Source organism: Thermosynechococcus vestitus BP-1, assembly GCF_000011345.1.
GTDB classification, from domain to species: domain Bacteria; phylum Cyanobacteriota; class Cyanobacteriia; order Thermosynechococcales; family Thermosynechococcaceae; genus Thermosynechococcus; species Thermosynechococcus vestitus.
In genome coordinates this window covers 2,269,046-2,288,910 of record NC_004113.1, presented here as the reverse complement: position 1 = coordinate 2,288,910, position 19,865 = coordinate 2,269,046, and the positions used below count along the sequence as shown (strand labels likewise).

Here is a 19,865-nt window from a genome sequence, read left to right as displayed (position 1 = left end):
CCCATGAGTAGTGTTTATACCCGTCCCCTTGCTCGCCTCATTGAGCAGTTGCAGCGCTTGCCGGGGATTGGCCCAAAGACTGCCCAACGGCTCGCTCTCCACCTCATCAAACGTCCTGAAGCGGATATCCAAGCCCTAGCTCAGGCTCTTCTTGAGGCCAAACAGCAGGTGGGACTTTGTTCAGTGTGTTTTCATCTCTCTGCAGAGCCGGTGTGTGAAATCTGTGCCTCGCCCCAGCGAGACAATCACACGATTTGCGTGGTTGCGGATTCCCGCGATGTCATTGCCATTGAAAAAACCCGCGAGTACCACGGCAAGTACCATGTTTTGGGCGGACTCATTTCACCCCTAGAGGGCATTACTCCCGAACACCTGCACATTCAACCGCTCATTCAGCGCGCCAGCCAACCGCAGGTGGAAGAAGTGATCCTGGCCATCAACCCCAGTATCGAAGGGGAAACCACCACGCTCTATGTGGGACAGCTGCTGCGTCCCTTTGTCAAAGTAACCCGCATTGCCTTTGGCCTACCCGTGGGTGGTGATCTCGACTATGCCGATGAAATGACCCTTGCCCGTGCCCTCGCTGGCCGCCGCGAGATTGAGTGGCAGTAGTTAGTGTCCCCCCTGCAACCGCCGCAATGCCGTCACAATTTGGTGAACAGCTCGCTTCAGTTGCTCCACCTCCTGGTGTAACCGCTGGTTTTCAGCTTCCAAAGCGGCGAGGCGATTTTCCTCCCCGCCACTGCCTGTTGCCGCCGGTTGCTGTTGCAGTTGAGCAACCGTTGCTTGGAGTTGAGCAAAGTCATGGGGATTGACAGAGTGTGCCTGCAAGGTTTGAATGGCGCCTTCAAGGGCGGCCAATTTGTCATAGACAGGGGTGAGATCCACGGCGACTGGAGCAGCCCCTTCAGCAGGTGCTGCCGCTTTGACGGGTCTGGGCTTACGGGCTTTGCGAAAGGCCTCTTGAATCGCTGCTTCCAGTTGTTCTTTTTCAAAGGGCTTCTCAATGAACTCAAACCACTCAAAGGGCTCCTGGAGCTTCTCCGTGACCTCTTCCTTGCGCCCCGACATAATCACTAAGGGAATCGCCCCTAGGAGGTCATTTTTCTCCAATTCTTGATAGACTTCCCAGCCGCTCACCTTCGGCAGCAGAAAATCCAGCATGATCAGGGTGGGATCAGACTGCTCAATCAGTTGCAAGCCCTCACGCCCATCCTTGGCCTCCAGAATCTCATAGTCGCCCTCTGGCAACATTTCACGGACGCGCATCCGGATGACTTTACTGTCATCAATGACAACGACTTTACGGCTACTCACGGAAACACTCCATTCCTACGCGAGATTTCTATACAAGATATGGTGAATAGAGGGCGGCAGTGGCATGATCACCACGTGATTTCAACCTTAGCATAGCCCTGTCTTTTCCAGTTGACCACCGGCGATCGCCCCCCGCCCGCCCCGAAAAAATTCGCTGCCAATCGCCTCCCTTGAGGGCAGCACAATGTCACAATAGAAGTCTCACCCTCATTCAAGATTTGTTAAATAGATCACCCCCTATGCCAGAATCTGCTGCTGCCCCTATTCACCTCCCCAAAACCAGTGAGTCAGAGCGGCTAAAGCGTATTCGCCACACCACCTCCCATATTTTGGCAATGGCCGTGCAGAAGCTGTTTCCCAAGGCTCAAGTGACGATTGGCCCTTGGATTGAAAACGGGTTTTACTACGATTTTGACCACCCAGAGCCCTTCAGTGAAAAAGACCTCAGGCTCATTGAGAAGGAGATGGTCAAGATCATTAAGCGCAAGCTGCCGGTGATCCGTGAGGAAGTAACCCGTGAGGAAGCCGAGCGTCGCATCCGCGCACTGGGGGAACCCTACAAGCTAGAAATTCTCCAAGACCTCGAAGAACCAATTACGATTTACCACTTGGGGGATGAGTGGTGGGATCTCTGTGCAGGGCCCCACGTTGAAAATACGGGCGAGATTGATCCCAAGGCGATCGCCCTTGAAAGTGTTGCCGGTGCCTACTGGCGAGGTGATGAAACCAAAGCCCAACTTCAGCGCATCTACGGCACCGCATGGGAAACCCCCGAACAACTGGCGGAGTATAAACGTCGCAAAGAAGAAGCGCTCCGCCGCGATCACCGCAAGGTGGGTAAAGAACTAGGCCTGTTTATCTTTGCCGATCCCGTTGGACCAGGTTTGCCCCTATGGACCCCCAGAGGAACGGTGCTCCGCTCCACCCTTGAGGACTTTCTCAAAAAAGAGCAACTGAAGCGGGGATATCTACCGGTGGTCACGCCCCACATTGCCCGTGTGGATTTGTTTAAGACCTCTGGCCACTGGCAGAAGTACAAAGAGGATATGTTCCCTCTGATGGCCGAAGATGCTGAGGCTGCCGCCCACGAGCAGGGGTTTGTCCTCAAGCCGATGAACTGCCCTTTCCACATTCAAATCTATAAAAGTGAGCTGCGCTCCTATCGCGACTTACCGCTGCGGCTGGCGGAATTTGGCACTGTCTATCGCTATGAGCAATCGGGAGAATTGGGGGGTCTGACACGGGTACGCGGCTTTACGGTGGATGACTCCCATCTCTTTGTCACCCCAGAGCAGTTGGATGCCGAGTTTTTGAATGTCGTTGACCTCATCCTTACGGTCTTCCGCTGTCTGCGTCTGAATAAATTCAAGGCCCGCTTGAGCTTTCGCGATCCTAAATCCGATAAATACATTGGCTCCGATGAGGCGTGGTCAAAGGCCGAAGCAGCGATTCAGCGAGCCGTAGAACAGTTGGGTATGGAGCACTTTTTAGGCATTGGTGAAGCCGCCTTCTATGGGCCAAAACTGGACTTTATCTTTGAGGATGCCCTCGGTCGCGAGTGGCAGTTGGGAACGGTTCAGGTAGACTACAATTTGCCTGAGCGCTTCGATTTGGAATATGTTGCTGAGGACAATACCCGCCGCCGACCGGTGATGATTCACCGTGCCCCCTTTGGCTCCTTGGAGCGGCTCATTGGCATTCTCATTGAGGAGTATGCAGGGGATTTTCCCTTTTGGCTCGCACCGGAGCAAGTGCGCCTGTTGCCTGTGGGGGATGAGCAACGTCCCTATGCCGAACGGGTAGCGGCGCAACTGCGAGAGCGAGGGGTGCGCGTCAGTGTGGATCGCAGTGGCGATCGCTTGGGTAAACAAATCCGCAATGCTGAAACTCAAAAAATTCCTGTAATGGGTATCATTGGTGCTAAGGAAGTTGAACATGAGACCGTGAGTATCCGCACCCGTGCGGCGGGAGATGTCGGCACTTTTGCTCTGGAGCACCTCATCGCAAAACTGACATCAGCAATGGCTGCCATCCATGGTGACATTGATTGGAGTTAGCCCCTTGTTATGATGCCAAAAAGAAGAGAAAAGGAGCGGCAGTGTCCGAGCAGCCCAAAGGAGCCATCACGGTTGGAGGCTGTTGCCTATCGCAGACGTCCTCGCCCTAGGCCGTCAACCCTTTGGGCCCTTGAGAGATGGCTGTTTAATAGCGCCGCCGTTTTCAGCCTGTTCTATGCTTGTGCTTGAGGATGTCCCTTAGGAAAAGGTGGTAACCCATGACGGAGACGCCTGTTTTAGCAACAACGATTTTGCAGCAACTGCAATGGCGCTATGCGACGAAAAAGTTTGATCCCAATCGCAAAATTCCTGCGCATCTGTGGCAAACACTTCTACAAAGCCTAGTCCTGGCTCCTTCCTCCTTTGGTCTGCAACCGTGGAAGTTTTACGTCATTGAAACCCCAGAACTGCGCCAAGCCCTGCTGCCGCACACTTGGAATCAACGGCAGGTGGTGGATGCCTCTCACTTAGTGGTCTTTGCCATTAAAAGTCATTTGAATGCTGCCGACGTCGATCGCTACCTTGCACGGCAAGCGGAAGTCCGCCAAACCTCAATGGAAGACTTGCAAAGGTATGGAGATTTGGTCAAGGGCTTCTTGCACTCGCCCCCGTATCCTCTCAATGTTGATGAATGGTCAGCCCGCCAAGTTTATATTGCCTTGGGGCAGTTCATGGTGACGGCGGCGCTGCTTGGAATTGACACCTGTCCTATGGAGGGGTTCTTGCCCCAAGAGTACGACCGCCTTCTCGACCTCCCTGCCCAAGGCTACCATGCCGTAGTTGTGTGTGCAGCTGGCTATCGGGCCGCTGATGACCAGTATGCAACTTTGCCTAAGGTGCGCTATCCCCTAGAGGCCGTTGTGGAAGTGCGTTAGAATTGTCCCCTTAATGCCAATGAACAGAGGCTAAGCGAGAAATAACTCGGTATAACCGCTTTGTATGTCTTTGCACGCTGATGATCCCATCGAGCACAATTTAGTTGATTTAGAAATCGTTCCCACCCAAGAAGAAGAGCGCTCTGAACCCACTAGCATTTTTATTCGCGAGATGGGGATTGATGACCTTGCCCCAGTGTTTCACTTTGGCGAAGAACTTTTTACAAGTGATTTGTATCCTTCCCTCTATCGCATCTGGGATGAATGGGCGGTTATTGGTTTCTATAACACCGAACCAGAATACTGTCTGGTTGCCGAAGCCGATTCGCAGGTGGTCGGGTTTATCTTGGGCACATTGACATCCTCCCCCCGCTAAAGCAGGGGGATTCCCAAAATCACTTTTGAGACTTTCTGCTTCTTCGCAGTTGCCCTCTAGACGTATGCCTATCAGGTCTTACACCCGCTCCACAGACTGTAACCGTGTGTCCCACGGCCAAAATATTCCCAGCGGCATTTATATCCCGATCATGGTGCGCCCCACACTTAGGACAGTCCCATTCTCGGACGCTCAATGGCAACCGCTCAACAATGTGACCACACTGTCCACAGCGTTTAGAACTGGGAAACCATCGGTCAATCTTCACCAGTGTCCGACCATACCACTGGGCCTTGTATTCCAATTGCCGTACCAGTTCACCCCATCCAGCATCACTGATGGATCGGGCAAGCTGACGGTTCTTGACCATATTCTTCACAGCCAACGACTCGATTATGATCGTTTGGTTTTCACGTATCAATCGAGTCGTCAACTGGTGCAAATGGTCTTTTCTGGAATCAGAGATTTTCTGGTGAATCTTGGCAACTTTCAACCGCGCCTTATCCCAATTGCGAGAGCCTTTTTGTTTGCGACTCAAAGACCGCTGCGCCTTACGGAGTCGTTTGTAGTAGCGGTTAAAGTGCTTGGGGTTGGCAATCTTTTCCCCTGTACTCAGGGTAATGAGACTGCTCATCCCTACGTCCAAACCAACCGACGGGTCGACGGGCTGCAGTGTCAAATCTCTGGGGTCATCAAACCTCAGACTGATGTACCACTGTCCAGCAGGGTTAAGCCTGATGGTCACCGTGGATGGTTCAACACCATCTGGAAGCCGTCTCGACCAGAGAATATTCGGCGGTTCGTTGCACTTTGCCAAGAATACTTTTCCGTCTTTCCACCTAAAAGCAGACTTGGTGAATTCTGCGCTACCGCCATTGCGTTTCTTTTTGAAGTTGGGATATTTTGCCCGACCTGCAAAAAAGTTAGTGAAAGCAGATTGCAGATGTCTCAATGCCTGCTGCAAGGGAACACAGCTAACCTCATTCAAAAACTGAAGGTCATCTTGCTTCTTCCACTGAGTAAGCAAGGCAGAGGTTTGAACGTAGTCAAGTCTCTCTTTTCGTTCATACCAGGCTTCTGTTCTCGCTGCCAGTGCTCGATTATAAACCAACCGAACACAGCCCAATGTTCTCCGAAGCAGGGATTCCTGCTCGGTCGTTGGGTAGAAGCGGTAACTGAAAGCCTTTTGCATGCTTTAAATTATAGCGATTATTCTGTGAGTAACACAACTATACTTGGCAGTCACAGACTATCGCTCCTATCCCTCCCCTCCCTAAAGGAAGGGGTCTCTCGGAGGTAAAGATGATTAGCAAAGCCCCGTGGGTCTATGGTTACATGAACTGGCTAGGGATTCATCCGCAGTATCAACGGCGGGGCATTGCCGACAAGCTTGTGGATAAGCTCATCGAACCCATGATTGAAGAGGGGGCACGGTTTATGCTGGTGGATACTGACCCTGCGAATACCGCGGCAGTGAAGTTTTTTACCCCTAAGGGCTTTGGTCATCCGCGGCAACATGTCTTTTTTTCGTTAAACTTAACCAAGGATGAAATCTATGGCCGACTGATTGCCTACGAGCGCGATCGCTCCGAGCGGCTGACCTATCGCCGTCCCCGCCGCCGCTAGCAGGCTAGATAGTTATAGTTCTTGGAGGTGTTGCCCCTAGTGACTCGTTATTCTGCTTCCTCAGATAAGGTTCCCGTTCCTGCCCACATTCATTACGAGCTAGTGCTGCAAATTTTGGAACGGGCTTCCTTAGCCGCCCTCCCCCCCAACTCCAGTGGCTATCAACAGCTCCACAGTGCTGTCATTCATCTGCGCAAAGCCCTGCGGCTGCAAAAGCAGTTTGAGGAGGAATGGCAATCAGCCGGCGGCAGTGTCGAATACCAGTGGTCACTGAATCGCGATCGCCCCCCAGCTCAAAGCAAATAGCCCAATCCCAAGAGCAAGCTACTCCAAAAATGCAGTTGCACAGCAATAAATTTCGAGTTCTTGATCTGCTCAGGCACACTGTGAAATTGTGCCATCCGCTGGCACAAATAAATTGCCCAGGGCAGTGAACTCAAAGCCAGCAGTGTTGGCCACGGCAGCAGTCCCCAGAGGACACTGGCCACCAACACCCCATAAAAGAGACCACAGGCACCATAGACCAGTTGCGCACTGCGAGCCGTCCCTAGGCGCACGACTGGGGAACGTTTGCCGGCGGCCAGATCATCGGCCACTTGGTGAAAGTGGGAGCAAAAGAGAATCAGCGTTGTTGTCAGGCCATTGAGGATGGCTACAGGCCAAATACTGGCGCTAAAGGTTTGCACTTGGCTATAGTAGGCGGCAGCGATCGCCAAGGGACCAAAGCAGATAAAACAAATCGGCTCCCCCAAACCCAAATACCCCAGACGAAAGGGTGGCCCCTGGTAGCTATAGCCTAGGGCACAGCAGAGCAATACCAACCCTAAAACCGTTCCATCCTGTTGCAGCCAACTAATGGCCGCAATCCCCAGTAGCCCCAAGAGTAGGCAGAGGTTGCTCAGCCAAAAGATCAGTTGCTTTTTGCCTGTAAGATTGACCACGGAATGGTACTTGTGGCGATCGATCCCCGTTTCGGCATCAAAGACATCATTGCTCAGATTCAGCCAGGCCAAAATCAGCACGGCCGCCGTTAGAAACAAACCAAAAGGCCACCAGTGCCCTCTGCCGGTCTTGGCGATCGCCACCGCCGTGCCCAACCAAATGGGCATCACCGCGACGCTGTACAGGGGAAGTTTAATCGCCGCCCACCATAAACGCGAGCGATCTATCGATTCTGAGGAACTCGTCATCTCCCTTAACGTTGAGTCACCTTGGTCAGCATATCATTGCTGCCCCTGCCCATAGATCGCTTGTTTTGCCGCCCAAATCGCCTGCCGCCAGGCTGGACTATTCAGCTTATAGCTATAGATGCCCAAATCCTGGGCTAGCGCCACCAGTGGTGGGCGGTTTAGCCGCTCTAGCTCAGCGATCGTCAGGGTTTCGATAGTGGGTTGAGGGGGCACAGTTGGCGTTCAAGAGCCGCCACTTGCTGTTCTAGGGCACTCAGGCGTTGTCAAACCGTTGGACAGGTCATCTCCGTCGGCTGCAGGAATTGTTGCAACATCCGACGAATTGCCTCACTTCGGGAACCGCATCCCTGCTGCCCCTGCCAGCATTGAGGTTGGCCATAGAGTCCGGCATCTCAACGAACCGTGATCTTTTTGTGGCGCCTGCCTGAAATTATCTAAAAAAAACCGACAAACTGACCTACAGTCTGTCGGCTCGTTGTGTGTTCCCTGTTGATGACTCGGATAGTACTGAGTCACTATCTAGTATGACCTATCCCCCGATAGAATGACTGTGACGATGATCACAACTTAGCCGCCTTTGATTGCGTTTCGCCAAAGTCTCTCATTTGAATTTCTGAATCTCCTATGACCTCTACCCTCGACGGCACGATTCTTTTGCCCCAGAAACCCCTGAGTGCTCCTGTGCGACGGCGTTTACTCCATGTGAATGGGATAGGTAGCGATGCTGCCAAGCAACTGCGGGATTTGAACCGCCTTGCCGAACTCACGGCGACTTATCCCTTAGAAATTCGTGGCATTCACAATCAAACCCATGGCTTCCAAGCGGATCTCTTGGAAAGTTTCCTCGCTAAGGCAGAACTCTACCATTTTTGGTCCGAGACTGCAGCTCCAGATGCCAGCAAAGATCGCCGCCATGAGTATGCCAAACTCCTTGGCCCACTGGTGAGCAAAGATCTTGCCGACGATGCCGATATTCTAGCGATCGCCCAACCCAGCCAAATCCAACAGCGCCCCCTCGATATCAATAGTGCCGCTGACCTCACGAAACTCCTCGACCTATCCTTTCTACAAAAATTGGGCTGGTGGGATTTTGCCCAGTATCTCTACGGTGCCTTTCCAGCCGGGGCACCACGTCCCACCCTGCGGTTGGCCTATGAAATTGTCAAGGGATTACAAGCGGGGGCCGAATTGTATCTTGTTGCCCATAGCCAAGGGTTGATTATCACTGCCCTTGCCTGTCACATTGTCCGTCAATTCCTGCTGCCGCAAACGAAATGGATGGAGACCGTTCATCTCATTGGCTATGGCCCCGCCATTTTCTTTGCGGATTTACCCCCAGAGCTCCAGCCGCGAACCATCTTAATTCAACACCGTCAAGACGTGGTGGCCGAAACCCTGAGCAATCTCCGCAATGTGGATTTATGGACCAGCTTGCAAACCCAGATGGAAAAAGCGATTCACTACGCTGATGATCTACTGAAGGTTCTCGGTCAAGATAGCCACCACTCTGCTAGTTTCTATTTGGGGTTACAGGGTAGCCCCAGCAGCCAGCGATCGGCGGAACTGATACAAATTTTATTAACCCAAAGTTGGAGTGCCACCCCCAGTCTGGCGGTTCTTGGGGGCACACGGTTAATCCTTGAACTTTAGCGGATGAGTGGCAGAAGCGGCTATCCTAGTAGAGAGAAAGAAATAGGAAGTAAGGACACAATAGAACGCCAATGAAGGGTCTAGAAAAGATTATCCCCCTAGATGGACGGGATATTAAGGTAGTATTGCAAAAATTTGCCCCCCAAGCTGCCGGTTCCATTCTCATTAGTTCGGGAGAAACGGCTGTACTGGTAACAGCCAATCGTGCTGCTGCGCGCGAAGGCATTGATTTTTTGCCCCTTGTTGTTGATTACGAAGAGCGCCTCTATGCGGCTGGCCGGATTCCCGGCGGTTTTTTACGGCGTGAGGGTCGCCCCCCCGAAAAAGCCATTCTCATTGGTCGTCTGATTGACCGGCCGCTGCGCCCTCTCTTTCCCCAATGGTTGCGCGATGATCTCCAAGTGGTGGCAACGACGGTTTCGCTGGATGAAAATGCTCCCCCCGATGTGTTGGCGGTAACGGGAGCCTCGATCGCTGTTCTGTTGGCACAAATTCCCTTTAATGGCCCGATGGCCGCGGTGCGGGTGGGCCTTGTGGGGGATGAGTTTGTTATCAACCCCACCTACAAAGAAATTGAGCGCGGTGGCTTGGATCTGGTCGTCGCCGGCTCTCCCGATGGGGTGGTGATGGTGGAGGCTGGTGCCAATGAACTGCCAGAAGCCGACATGATTGAGGCCATTGACTTTGCCTATGAGGTGATCCGAGACCTGATTCAAGCGCAGCGGGATCTCCTCAAGGAATTGGGCATTGACATTGTCCGCGCTGAGCCACCGGCGATCGACCCCACCTTAGAAAACTTTATCTACGATCGCGCCGCTGAACCGGTCAAAGCCATTCTCAAACGCTTTGAAAAGGACAAAAATGTCCGCGATGCAGCCCTCGATGAGGTGCAAGGGGCGATCGCCCAAGAAATTGCTGCCTTGCCCGAGGATGACCCAGTGGCTGTGGCGGCGGCGGAAAACCCCAAAGCCCTACCCACCCTCTTTAAGGCCGTCACGAAAAAACTCATGCGGCAGCAAATTATTGAAGAAGGGGTGCGAGTGGATGGCCGCCGTCTCGATGAAGTGCGTCCCATTTGGTGTGAGGTGGGGGTTCTCCCAGAGCGGGTTCATGGCAGTGCCCTCTTTAATCGTGGCTTGACGCAGGTGATGTCCGTGACCACCCTCGGTTCTCCTGCCGATGCCCAAGCCCTGGATGATTTGCATCCCGAGGACAGCAAACGTTATCTGCACCACTACAACTTTCCCCCCTACTCCGTCGGTGAAGTCAAACCCCTGCGATCGCCGGGGCGGCGAGAAATTGGCCATGGTGCCCTTGCTGAGCGTGCCCTTGAACCCGTCCTTCCCCCCAAGGAGGAGTTTCCCTACGTGATCCGAGTGGTGTCGGAGGTGCTCTCTTCCGATGGCTCGACCTCCATGGGATCCGTTTGTGGGTCCACCCTCTCGCTGATGGATGCCGGGGTACCCATCCGCAAGCCTGTCAGTGGTGCAGCTATGGGATTGATCAAGGAGGGCAACGAGGTGCGCATCCTCACCGACATTCAGGGAATTGAAGACTTCCTTGGTGACATGGACTTCAAAGTTGCCGGCACCGATAGCGGCATCACTGCCCTGCAAATGGATATGAAAATTACCGGCTTGCCCGTTGCCGTGATTCAGCAGGCGATTGAACAGGCGCGGCCGGCGCGGCTGCATATCCTTGAGAAAATGCTGGCAGTGCTCGATAAACCCCGTCCCCAACTGCCCCCCAGTGCGCCACGGCTGCTGACGTTGCAGATTCCTCCGGATATGATTGGGCTGGTTATTGGTCCAGGGGGCAAAACGGTGCGCGGTATCTCTGAGCAATACAACGTCAAGGTGGACATCAGCGAAGAAGGGCTCGTCACCATTACTGCCCCCAATGAAACCAATGCGAAGCAAGCACGGGCTGCCATTGAGGGTCTAACGCGAAAGCTCAATGCCGGTGATGTCTATCTGGGCAGGGTGACACGGATTATTCCCATCGGTGCTTTTGTTGAGCTTCTCCCGGGCAAAGAGGGGATGATCCACATTTCCCAGTTGGCGGAGTATCGCGTTGGTAAGGTCGAGGACGAAGTGAAAATTGGCGATGAAATTGTCGTCAAAATCCGTGAGGTGGACAGCAAAGGCCGCATTAACCTCACCCGCCTTGGCATTCATCCCGACGAGGCCGAAGCCGCCCGCAGTAACTCCGTTGTCTAGCCCATGGTCACCATGCCCCACTCATCACTGCATACCTTCCTCTTGGAGGTGGGAACCGAGGATCTCCCTGCCCGCTTTGTCAGTAGTGCCCTGCGGCAGTGGCGCACCCTGATCCCCCAAACCCTTAAGGAGCGGGGACTCACGGGAGAAGTCAACGTCTGGGCAACCCCGCGCCGCTTAGCAGTCCTGATTGAGGGGTTACCGCCCCAGCAGCCGGATCAAGTCGTTGAGATCAAAGGGCCAGCGGCCACCGTGGCCTTTCGGGAGGGGGAACCCACACCGGCTCTCTTGGGCTTCCTGCGATCGCGCCAAGGCAGTCTCGAGGACATTGAAATCCGCCCCACGGCAAAGGGGGAGGTCGTCTATCTCAAACAGGTTCGCCCTGGCCAACCAACCCCCCAACTCTTGAGTGAGCTGGCGCAACAGTGGATTGCTGCCCTTGAGGGTCCTCGCTTCATGCGCTGGGGCGATGGAGATCTGCGCTTTTCGCGTCCTATTCGCTGGTTGGTGTTGCTGTGGGATGAGCGGGTGCTGCCCTTGGTCTTGGAAAGCCATTCTGTGGCCATTGCTAGCGATCGCACCACCTATGGCCATCGGGTCCTTTCCCAAGGTGCCATTGTTCTCAGCCATGCCCAAGACTACGCCACTGCCCTTGAAAAGGCGGGGGTCTTGGTGGATCCAGAAGTCCGCCAGCAACGGATTCGTGAGCAAATTGCTGCCCTTGCTGCGGAGGCGGGCGGCTGGACGGATTTAGAGGTGCCCCTTTTAGAGGAAGTCACCCACCTCGTGGAATGGCCAACAGCGGTCTTGGGGAGTTTTGAAGCGCGGTTTCTTGCCTTGCCCCTTGAGGTGATTACCACCGTATTGGTGTCCCATCAGCGGTATTTTCCCGTGTACACCGATGCGACTCGCCAAGCCCTGCTGCCGGTGTTCATCACCATTAGCAATGGTGCTCCGGCGGCAACTCCGTTGATTCGTGGGGGGAATGAGCGGGTGATTCGTGCCCGCCTAGCGGATGCTGAGTTCTTCTACAAAGCAGATACAGCACAGCCCCTAGAGCACTACTGCGGGAAACTAGCCACGGTCACCTTCCAAGATGAATTGGGATCCATGGCGGACAAAGTGGAGCGGTTAACGGCGCTGGCTCGCCAAATTGCAACCGCCTTAAACTGTACGGCTGCAGAGGTTGCTGCCATTGAACGCACCGCTTCCCTGTGCAAAGCGGATCTAGTGACGCAGATGGTGGGGGAATTTCCTGAACTTCAGGGCTACATGGGCCAAGTCTATGCCACGGTCTCTGGGGAAGCTCCAGCAGTGGCCACGGGAATTTTTGAACATTATCTGCCTCGTTTTGCGGGCGATCGCCAGCCCCAGAGTCTCACGGGTCAGGTGGTGGGATTGGCGGATCGCTTGGATACCCTAGTCTCCCTCTTTGGCCTCGGCCTGTGTCCTACGGGTTCTTCGGATCCTTTTGCCCTACGGCGGGCAGCCAATGGGGTAATCACCATCCTCTGGCAGGGGGAACACCATCTGAATCTCCTCGCTCTGCTACAGGAGTACGCCCAAGCCTTTTGTCGCCAATTTGCCGCTAAGCTCAGTGCCGCTGACTTAGAGCAGCAACTGCGGCAGTTTTTTAGCCAGCGCCTGCGGACACTTCTTCAAGAAGACTTAGGCATTGAGTATGACTTGGTGAATGCTGTGATTCCAGAGGATCAGCCGGAGTTGCAGATTCGTGCCCTCAGGGATGTGGTTGATGCCCGCGATCGCGCCCAATTTTTGCAAAAACTGCGCCAATCGGGTGAACTCATGGCTATTTACCCCACGGTGAACCGCGCTGCTCGCTTGGCCCGCCAAGGCACCCTGGGGACAGACTGCCTCAATATCCGCGCAGTCAAGGCTAAGCACCTGGAAACCCCCATTGAAAAGGAATTCTATGCCGCCCTCAAGGACATCTTGCCAACGGTGCAACAGGCCCAGGGGCAGCGTGCCTACGGCGCAATTGTGGATGCTTTAGTCTCCCTTGCCCCGATTGTCAGTCGCTTCTTCGATGGGGAAGAAAGTGTGCTGGTGATGGCAGAGGATGCAACGGTGCGTGCCAATCGTCTAGCACTCCTTGGTCTGTTGCGCAACTGTGCGGCAATTATTGGCGATTTTGGGGCGATCGTCCAAACCGAGAGCAGTCCATCAGCCCCCTAGTTCTCAAATGTTTGGCAGGAATTTGGGCAGGCATAAAAGTGTTGCTTAGCTCACAGCGGCAACGCATAATTGAGAGTACCCCAATTGAGAATTGCCGTGGCCTGTTCATCTGAACAGTTACTCAATTGGTGTTTAGACTGTTTGCGAGAATTGCCATGACTGCTGAACCCCCGGCCAAGCGCCCCCGCGCCAAGAAGACCCCAGCGACTCCGCCAACGCCTTCCTCTGATTTAGCAACCAAGCCTCGCCCAGAAATTCTCGGTGTTACTGCAGCGGGTAGCTCACTGCCCAAGGATAATGCTGTTCCTGAAGAACCCATTCCTAGCCAACCCGATCCGCCTTCCCACCCTCAACCCATTCCACCCCCCAGTGAACGGATGCAATATCGGGCGATCGGCGTTGTCCGAGGTCGCTATGTCCCCGCTTCGGAGCAGGAGTTCAACCGAGGGGTAATGATAACCGAGGATGGTGTGGAAATTGAAACCGTCCTCCTGGGGCAGGTGATGAACCTGATTAAAAAATATCTCGACTTGAATGAACCCCACCTCTGGGTAGTCTACCCTCGCACCCGTAATGCTGACAAAGACAAGGAAGCAGTGAAGCTGCACCTGCAAATTGTGGGCGTATGGGAACCGGAGCGCCTGCAACAGGGCAAGGCCACAGCCGCGGATCCTGGCGTCAATGACGGTTACTTTTCTGTACGGGGAGAAGTGATCTTCAACTCCCAAGAAAAGAACTTTGTCGTCGTTAAAATCCAGCAGTTGCCGCGTCGGCGGGGCGAAAAACCCAAAGCCTTCAAACTAAAACTCACAGGAACCGTACCCATGAAATCGCCAGGCTACTTTTGGGACTTTCAGGTGCAGCGGCAGGGAACCAGTTTAGTGGTCCAGGAGGCAACCACGGTGGGTATTTTGCCCCCGCGCAAAATCAAGAAGAAGGCCAAGAAAGCCAAGGCCAAGGCACAGCTAGGCCGTCCTCAGCGCCGTGGTTCATCGCCCCCATCGCCGCGTCCCACTTCCTTTCGCCCGGTTCGGCGATCGCCCAACCCACCATTGAACTAGCGCCAAGCCATGGCTTGTCAAGGTGTTGTAAATTTTTGTAAATTTGTTCCACTGCCCACAACAACTTAGACACGGTACTTGATCCTTTAGCCTACCAACTGCGAGGAACACCATGACAATTCAACTAGGGGGACATCGCACCGCCCGCCGCGCCTACGGTATTGATGAAATTGCCCTTGTCCCCGGCAATCGCACCCTTGATCCTCAATTGGTGGATACCCGCTGGCGCATTGGTGCCATTGAACGGGAAATTCCGATTATTGCCAGTGCCATGGATGGGGTCGTGGATGTCACAATGGCGGTCAAACTCAGCCAGATGGGGGCACTGGGCGTTCTCAATCTTGAGGGGATTCAAACCCGCTACGAAGATCCCGCACCCATTCTCGAACGCATTGCCAGCGTCAGTGTGGATGAATTTGTGCCCCTGATGCAGCAGTTGTATGCGCAGCCGATTCAACCCCACCTCATTGAAAAACGCATTCAAGAAATCAAATCCCAAGGGGGAATTGCTGCCGTCAGTTTAACCCCAGCGGGGGCCAGTCGTTTTGGTGAGGTTGTAGCAGCGGCAGGGGCCGATTTGCTCTTTGTGCAAGCAACCGTTGTCTCACCGGCCCACCTTGCGCCTGAGGGAACAGACCCCCTAGACTTGGCTGCCTTTTGTGAGCGGATGCCCATGCCCGTTATTTTGGGGAACTGTGTCACCTATGAGGTGGCTCTCAGTCTCATGCACTGTGGCGCAGCGGCAATTCTGGTGGGGATTGGTCCAGGGGCGGCCTGTACCTCCCGTGGGGTGCTTGGGGTGGGGGTGCCTCAAGTGACGGCGATCGCTGACTGTGCAGCGGCACGGGACGCCTATTTTGAAGAAACGCAACGCTATGTGCCCGTGATTGCCGATGGCGGCCTTGTCACCGGTGGCGATGTCTGCAAATGTATTGCCTGCGGCGCAGATGCAGTGATGATGGGGTCGCCCTTTGCCCGTGCCAAAGAAGCCCCTGGTCGTGGTTATCACTGGGGTATGGCCACGCCTAGTCCTGTCCTGCCGCGGGGGACGCGCATTCATGTGGGCACCACAGGTACCCTTGAGCAGATTCTGCGGGGACCCGCCCAGTTGGACGATGGGACCCACAACTTCCTTGGGGCGTTGCAAACCAGTATGGGCACCCTTGGGGCCAAGGATCTGCGGGAGATGCAGCAAGTGGAGATCGTCATTGCGCCTTCCCTCCTCACGGAAGGTAAGGTCTATCAAAAAGCGCAAAAACTAGGGATGGGGCGTTAGCGGCAGATAGCTATACTCAATGCGGCCACCACCGCGAAACTGCCGCTGATAGGCAATGCTCACGGGATCCTCACTGGGGAAGAGGGTATCAATGCCAATGCCATTGCGGCCATATTCCTTGCCAGAGCTATGGATATACTGCCCCTGCCCCAGATAGAGGCCCACATGGGTCGCCTTTTCGCGGCTGCCGAAAAAGACCAGATCGCCCCGCTGCAGCTGGGGTAGGGTTTCCGCAATCGAGTTGCTCCCTAGGGGGGTGGCAAAGGCCTCTTGCTGATAAGCATCCCGCGGTAGCCAAATGCCTTGACTGGCGAAACTGGCCTGCATCAAGCCAGAACAGTCGTAGTTGGGGGCGACGGTTCCTCCCCAGAGATACTCATGGGGCGCCTCCTGTGCCGCTAAGCAAAAGGCAATAACGTCTTCAAGGACCGCCTCGATGTAGGCGCGATCGCGGGCAATGGGTTGATAGGGCTCAGTAGCGGGCGTGAGATGGCGGTAATCCCCTTGATCCAACCAGCCCCAGTAGTCATCCTCCGCCAGTTGTACATAGGTACGTTCAGACTCCAAAGCAGAGACCCAGAGAAACCGTCCTGCTGCCCCTTGGGTTGCCAAGCGATCGCCCGTTGGCGCATCGTAGAGGTTCACCGTTGCCGTGAGTTGGTGCAGTTGATACACTTGGCCACCCTTGGTTGTGAAAATAGACATCTCAGGGAGTCAATGAATGTTGATTAACTGATGATGAATTGATTGAGTAATTGATTGACGAGGCTAACTCAACAGGGTCTGCAGAAGCGCCAGACTGCCATCGGCAATGAACTGGACGGCGATCGCCAGAATTAAAAAGCCCAACAGTCTTGTCAAGGCGCCGCGATCGGTAATTCCCCAAGCTCGACTGAGGGGTTCCCCTAAGATCAGGAACAAGTAAACCATGGCACTCAGCAACAAAATCCCCAGCCATGCTCCCAAATATTCTAGCCAAGTATGGCAGCGAGTAGAGAGGCTAATGGTCATGGCGATCGCCCCCGGCCCACTAATGAGGGGAATGGCCATTGGCGTTAAGGAAATATCCACCTTATCTGCCGCTTCTATGTGCTCCTGTTGCGTTAAGCGATCCTGAGAAGTCACCATCTGCCAAGCCGTATGCCCAACGATTAAGCCACCGGCAATGCGGACAACGGGCAGAGAAATACCAAAGAAGGCTAGGATCAACTTCCCCATAAAGAAGAAAACTGTAAGTACAGCGGCCACATTGATTGCTACTTGCCTAGCCTGCTTGAGCCGCTGCCGACGGGATTGCTTGGCCGTCAGGGCATAGAACACAGGAATGGCGGCAATGGGATCGGTAATGGGAAATAGAGCCGCGATTGTGCCCAGGAGAAACGTCAACAGGGGCTGCATGGGGATGGGGCGAATTCCCGCCAGGATTTAGGCAAAAGCAGAGGCTAGCAGCAACGACTGAAATAACTGTAACCCATCCAAGGTGTGCTCACTGGGGGAGTGGCTCAGGGCAGGATCAGCTGCCCGCTCAGGGTGAGGCATCATTCCTAAAACATTGCCGGCGGCATTGCAAATACCGGCGATATTGTTCAAGGAGCCATTGGGATTACTTTCGGGGGTGACATTCCCTTGGGCATCAGCATAGCGAAAGAGGACTTGGCGGTTGGCTTCCAGTTCGGCAAGGGTCGTGGCATCGGCATAGTAGCAGCCCTCACCATGGGCAATGGGCAAGCGGATGACGGTTTTATCGCCATAGGCCCGTAGCCATGGCCGCTCTTTGGCTTCTAAGCGCAAATGGACGCGATCGCAAATAAAGTGCAGGTCCCGATTGCGCACTAGGGCCCCCGGGAGCAGTTTTGCCTCAGTTAGGATTTGAAAGCCATTACAAATGCCGAGCACCCATTTGCCAGCGGCGGCATGGTCTTTGACGGCGGCCATGATGGGTGAGAAGCGGGCGATCGCCCCACAGCGCAAATAATCGCCAAAACTAAAGCCCCCCGGCAGCACAATCAAATCGTAATCCCCCAGATCGGTCTCCTCGTGCCACAACAGTTGCGTCGGCCATTGGAGAATTTCCCTGGTGACGTAGGCAACATCGCGATCGCAATTCGATCCGGGAAAAACAACAATCCCTACGTTTAGGCCCTCACTCACAGCAATTCATCCATCACATCAGTAATCGGCTTTAACTTGGCGGGGGCCTGGAGCAGCTCAATATCCCGTAGCCAGACCACACCGCGTCCCAGGAATTCCACCCCAATTTTAATCAAGCCGGGGCTCTGGGGGTCTGGTTTGAGGTGAAAAGGCACTTCGCGCAGATGCCAGTCGCGATCGCCCACGAGGGAAACCGTGCGCGAAAATGTCCAACCCAAGGGTTGACTGCGACTGAGGAACAGTTGGGCCCCCTCGGGCAATCTGCCGGTTTTGACTAAAGCACGGCACAGGAGCAGCTGATCTCCCCTTTGGGCAGAGGGCACTTCCAGCCACAGATGGGCTTCCGGAAGTTCAAAGAGGGGAATTGTCTGCGGCCAGTGGGATTCCAGACACCAAGCGGCACCTTCGACCCTAATGCCAGAGCCAGCGATCGGTTGATCCACCCCCGCCCGAAAGAGGGCAATGCGTTGGAAGGGGGCTGTGGCCTCCGGTATTTGAAGCAAAGGGGCAAGGGTCTGCGCCAAGGACTGTAATCCCGATTCAATGCCAGCCTTGATGCCCGCCTCGATACTGGCTAATAGATCATCCCACCAGTTGAACATCGTGCCTACTCTGCGGCAGTGGCCAGCTCCTGCAATTCAATGCGAAAGGTTTCAATCACGGGATTGGCTAACAGTTGATCGGCAATGTGGCCCAGTTGTGCCTCGGCAGTGGCGCGATCGCCAGCCTCTAGGGTGAGTTCCACTAGTTTACCAATGCGCACCGATTGCACATTTGTATAGCCTAGATGATGAATCCCCGCCTGTACTGCAACCCCTGCGGGATCTAACACTGATGGTCGCAGCGTCACAAACACCTGTGCCTGAAATTGTGCCATGGACTATACCTCGCGGGGGGACTGCTCGATTAGGGACTTCACACCCTCGATCGTCGCTGGGATACTGCTGGGATCCATAAATAGTACTTTACTGCTATCACTGTGGCCAATGGTGCGTCCCATATCCAAATAGCTCTGGGCGAGGAGAAACTGGAGCGCTTCCTTCGCCTTTGGATCTTCGTGCAGTGCTGCCGCAATAATCTTCATCGCTTCTGCGGTTCCTTGGGCACGCAAAATCTGATTTTGACGCTCGGCTTGGGCACGCAACACTACTACTTTTTGTTCCGCTTCCGCTGACAGAATGGCGGCCTTTTGTTCTGCCTCCGCCGCTAAAACCTGGGCTTCCGCTTTACCCCGAGCAGAGTTGATGGCTGCTTCCCGTTCCCCTTCAGAGGTAAGAATAGCAGCACGTTTTTTGCGCTCCGCAGACATTTGCAGTTCCATCGAGTCTTGAACCGCCTGCGAAGGGGCAATATCCCGCAGCTCCACACGGGTCACCTTGACGCCCCAAGGATCCGTGGCAATATCAAGATCCCGTAGCAGGGTCTCGTTCACTTGGGTACGGGCTGTAAAGGTTTCATCCAGTTCCAACTTCCCCATTTCTGCCCGAATCTGCGTTTGCACCAAATTCACCATCGCCATTTTCAGGTTTTCCACCCGATAGTAGGCGCGTTCCATATCCACAATGCGCCAATAAACCACGGCATCCACGGTAATCGTCACATTGTCACGGGTGATACACTGCTGTGGCGGAATATCTAAGACCTTTTCCCGAATCGTTTCCTCAAAGACCACCCGCTCAAAGACCGGCCATATAAGACTGAACCCTGGTCCTAAGCGGCGGTTATATCTGCCGAGCCGCTCCACCAGAGCCATATTACCCTGATTGACAACCCGTATAGCGCTAGCACTATACCAGACCCCAAACCCCAGTAGAAGAGACAACAGACCCAAGAGTTGACCCATCGTTTCCGTTCCCAAACCAGTTCACTAC

19 protein-coding genes and 2 pseudogenes are annotated in these 19,865 nt (G+C 54.4%); 11 read left to right on the top strand and 10 right to left on the bottom strand.

Going from position 1 to position 19,865, the window contains the following annotated elements; all coding sequences use genetic code 11:
• Nucleotides 1-3: 3 nt before the first annotated feature.
• The gene (gene recR / locus TLL_RS11170; protein WP_011058038.1) at nucleotides 4-612 is read left to right on the top strand and encodes a recombination mediator RecR; all 609 of its coding nucleotides are present in this window, start codon (nucleotides 4-6) and stop codon (nucleotides 610-612) included.
• Here recR and TLL_RS11165 read toward each other — a convergent pair whose 3' ends face one another.
• Nucleotides 613-1,317, bottom strand: a complete 705-nt coding sequence (locus TLL_RS11165; protein ID WP_011058037.1) for a response regulator — start codon at nucleotides 1,315-1,317, stop codon at nucleotides 613-615.
• A gap of 239 nt (nucleotides 1,318-1,556) precedes the next feature.
• Between TLL_RS11165 and thrS the strand changes: the two genes are divergently transcribed.
• From thrS to TLL_RS13595, 3 genes and pseudogenes are all read left to right on the top strand, one after another.
• Nucleotides 1,557-3,374 carry a threonine--tRNA ligase gene (gene thrS, locus TLL_RS11160; protein ID WP_011058036.1) on the top strand — a complete coding sequence of 606 codons (1,818 nt, stop codon included), beginning with the start codon at nucleotides 1,557-1,559 and terminating at the stop codon, nucleotides 3,372-3,374.
• A gap of 218 nt (nucleotides 3,375-3,592) precedes the next feature.
• A complete protein-coding gene (locus TLL_RS11155; RefSeq protein ID WP_011058035.1) occupies nucleotides 3,593-4,249 on the top strand; it encodes an NAD(P)H-dependent oxidoreductase in 657 nt (218 codons plus the stop codon).
• A 172-nt stretch (nucleotides 4,250-4,421) separates the two neighbouring features.
• Nucleotides 4,422-4,607 (top strand): annotated as a pseudogene (locus TLL_RS13595) (GNAT family N-acetyltransferase); the annotation flags it as partial.
• A gap of 37 nt (nucleotides 4,608-4,644) precedes the next feature.
• On the opposite strand, the gene TLL_RS11145 reads toward TLL_RS13595, so the two are convergent.
• Nucleotides 4,645-5,817 carry an RNA-guided endonuclease InsQ/TnpB family protein gene (locus TLL_RS11145; RefSeq protein ID WP_011058033.1) on the bottom strand — a complete coding sequence of 391 codons (1,173 nt, stop codon included), beginning with the start codon at nucleotides 5,815-5,817 and terminating at the stop codon, nucleotides 4,645-4,647.
• Nucleotides 5,818-5,927: 110 nt separating this feature from the next.
• Between TLL_RS11145 and TLL_RS11140 the strand changes: the two are divergent.
• Nucleotides 5,928-6,251: pseudogene (locus TLL_RS11140) on the top strand (GNAT family N-acetyltransferase); the annotation flags it as partial.
• 39 nt (nucleotides 6,252-6,290) lie between these two features.
• Nucleotides 6,291-6,557 (top strand): DUF5340 domain-containing protein, encoded by a 267-nt coding sequence (locus TLL_RS11135; protein WP_011058031.1) that lies wholly within the window; start codon nucleotides 6,291-6,293, stop codon nucleotides 6,555-6,557.
• On the opposite strand, the gene menA is transcribed toward TLL_RS11135, so the two are convergent.
• Nucleotides 6,545-7,441 (bottom strand): 2-carboxy-1,4-naphthoquinone phytyltransferase, encoded by an 897-nt coding sequence (gene menA / locus TLL_RS11130; RefSeq protein WP_011058030.1) that lies wholly within the window; start codon nucleotides 7,439-7,441, stop codon nucleotides 6,545-6,547. The two genes, TLL_RS11135 and menA, sit on opposite strands and share 13 nt — an antisense overlap.
• A gap of 33 nt (nucleotides 7,442-7,474) precedes the next feature.
• A complete protein-coding gene (locus TLL_RS11125) occupies nucleotides 7,475-7,654 on the bottom strand; it encodes a hypothetical protein (RefSeq protein WP_011058029.1) in 180 nt (59 codons plus the stop codon).
• Nucleotides 7,655-8,065: 411 nt separating this feature from the next.
• Here TLL_RS11125 and TLL_RS11120 point away from each other — a divergent pair, with 411 nt between their 5' ends.
• From TLL_RS11120 to TLL_RS11100, 5 genes are all read left to right on the top strand, one after another.
• On the top strand, nucleotides 8,066-9,091 hold the full coding sequence (locus TLL_RS11120) for a hypothetical protein (RefSeq protein WP_011058028.1): 1,026 nt from the start codon (nucleotides 8,066-8,068) through the stop codon (nucleotides 9,089-9,091).
• A 71-nt stretch (nucleotides 9,092-9,162) separates the two neighbouring features.
• Nucleotides 9,163-11,310, top strand: a complete 2,148-nt coding sequence (locus TLL_RS11115) for a polyribonucleotide nucleotidyltransferase (RefSeq protein ID WP_011058027.1) — start codon at nucleotides 9,163-9,165, stop codon at nucleotides 11,308-11,310.
• 12 nt (nucleotides 11,311-11,322) lie between these two features.
• Complete coding sequence (gene glyS / locus TLL_RS11110) at nucleotides 11,323-13,506, top strand: glycine--tRNA ligase subunit beta (RefSeq protein ID WP_011058026.1); 2,184 nt, start codon at nucleotides 11,323-11,325, stop codon at nucleotides 13,504-13,506.
• Nucleotides 13,507-13,661: 155 nt separating this feature from the next.
• On the top strand, nucleotides 13,662-14,567 hold the full coding sequence (locus TLL_RS11105) for a hypothetical protein (RefSeq protein WP_164920996.1): 906 nt from the start codon (nucleotides 13,662-13,664) through the stop codon (nucleotides 14,565-14,567).
• Nucleotides 14,568-14,679: 112 nt separating this feature from the next.
• Nucleotides 14,680-15,843, top strand: a complete 1,164-nt coding sequence (locus TLL_RS11100; RefSeq protein ID WP_011058024.1) for a GuaB3 family IMP dehydrogenase-related protein — start codon at nucleotides 14,680-14,682, stop codon at nucleotides 15,841-15,843.
• Here TLL_RS11100 and TLL_RS11095 read toward each other — a convergent pair.
• The 6 genes from TLL_RS11095 to TLL_RS11070 all read right to left on the bottom strand — a co-directional run bounded on the left by TLL_RS11095 (nucleotide 15,826) and on the right by TLL_RS11070 (nucleotide 19,837).
• The gene (locus tag TLL_RS11095) at nucleotides 15,826-16,548 is read right to left on the bottom strand and encodes a C40 family peptidase (RefSeq protein WP_011058023.1); all 723 of its coding nucleotides are present in this window, start codon (nucleotides 16,546-16,548) and stop codon (nucleotides 15,826-15,828) included. The two genes, TLL_RS11100 and TLL_RS11095, sit on opposite strands and share 18 nt — an antisense overlap.
• Before the next feature lie 63 nt (nucleotides 16,549-16,611).
• Nucleotides 16,612-17,229, bottom strand: coding sequence for a MarC family protein (locus tag TLL_RS11090; RefSeq protein WP_231833775.1), 618 nt, complete (start codon nucleotides 17,227-17,229; stop codon nucleotides 16,612-16,614).
• 39 nt (nucleotides 17,230-17,268) lie between these two features.
• Complete coding sequence (purQ, locus tag TLL_RS11085; RefSeq protein WP_011058021.1) at nucleotides 17,269-17,994, bottom strand: phosphoribosylformylglycinamidine synthase subunit PurQ; 726 nt, start codon at nucleotides 17,992-17,994, stop codon at nucleotides 17,269-17,271.
• Nucleotides 17,991-18,596 (bottom strand): hypothetical protein, encoded by a 606-nt coding sequence (locus TLL_RS11080; protein ID WP_011058020.1) that lies wholly within the window; start codon nucleotides 18,594-18,596, stop codon nucleotides 17,991-17,993. Before TLL_RS11080 ends, purQ begins: the two co-directional genes overlap by 4 nt.
• Nucleotides 18,597-18,601: 5 nt before the next feature.
• Entirely contained in the window at nucleotides 18,602-18,871 is a 270-nt protein-coding gene (gene purS, locus TLL_RS11075; RefSeq protein ID WP_011058019.1) for a phosphoribosylformylglycinamidine synthase subunit PurS, read from the bottom strand.
• A 3-nt stretch (nucleotides 18,872-18,874) separates the two neighbouring features.
• Nucleotides 18,875-19,837: an SPFH domain-containing protein gene (locus TLL_RS11070; RefSeq protein ID WP_011058018.1), complete on the bottom strand. Its 963-nt coding sequence runs from the start codon at nucleotides 19,835-19,837 to the stop codon at nucleotides 18,875-18,877.
• Nucleotides 19,838-19,865: the final 28 nt, after the last annotated feature.

Coding starts and splice junctions, on each gene's coding strand:
- TLL_RS11105 (WP_164920996.1), top strand. CDS start 13,662: ATGACTGCTGAACCCCCGGCCAAGCGCCCCCGCGCCAAGAAGACCCCA.
- glyS (WP_011058026.1), top strand. CDS start 11,323: ATGCCCCACTCATCACTGCATACCTTCCTCTTGGAGGTGGGAACCGAG.
- purS (WP_011058019.1), bottom strand. CDS start 18,871: ATGGCACAATTTCAGGCACAGGTGTTTGTGACGCTGCGACCATCAGTG.
- TLL_RS11095 (WP_011058023.1), bottom strand. CDS start 16,548: ATGTCTATTTTCACAACCAAGGGTGGCCAAGTGTATCAACTGCACCAA.
- thrS (WP_011058036.1), top strand. CDS start 1,557: ATGCCAGAATCTGCTGCTGCCCCTATTCACCTCCCCAAAACCAGTGAG.
- TLL_RS11080 (WP_011058020.1), bottom strand. CDS start 18,596: ATGTTCAACTGGTGGGATGATCTATTAGCCAGTATCGAGGCGGGCATC.
- TLL_RS11070 (WP_011058018.1), bottom strand. CDS start 19,837: ATGGGTCAACTCTTGGGTCTGTTGTCTCTTCTACTGGGGTTTGGGGTC.
- TLL_RS11115 (WP_011058027.1), top strand. CDS start 9,163: ATGAAGGGTCTAGAAAAGATTATCCCCCTAGATGGACGGGATATTAAG.
- recR (WP_011058038.1), top strand. CDS start 4: ATGAGTAGTGTTTATACCCGTCCCCTTGCTCGCCTCATTGAGCAGTTG.
- TLL_RS11145 (WP_011058033.1), bottom strand. CDS start 5,817: ATGCAAAAGGCTTTCAGTTACCGCTTCTACCCAACGACCGAGCAGGAA.
- TLL_RS11100 (WP_011058024.1), top strand. CDS start 14,680: ATGACAATTCAACTAGGGGGACATCGCACCGCCCGCCGCGCCTACGGT.
- TLL_RS11155 (WP_011058035.1), top strand. CDS start 3,593: ATGACGGAGACGCCTGTTTTAGCAACAACGATTTTGCAGCAACTGCAA.
- TLL_RS11120 (WP_011058028.1), top strand. CDS start 8,066: ATGACCTCTACCCTCGACGGCACGATTCTTTTGCCCCAGAAACCCCTG.
- menA (WP_011058030.1), bottom strand. CDS start 7,441: ATGACGAGTTCCTCAGAATCGATAGATCGCTCGCGTTTATGGTGGGCG.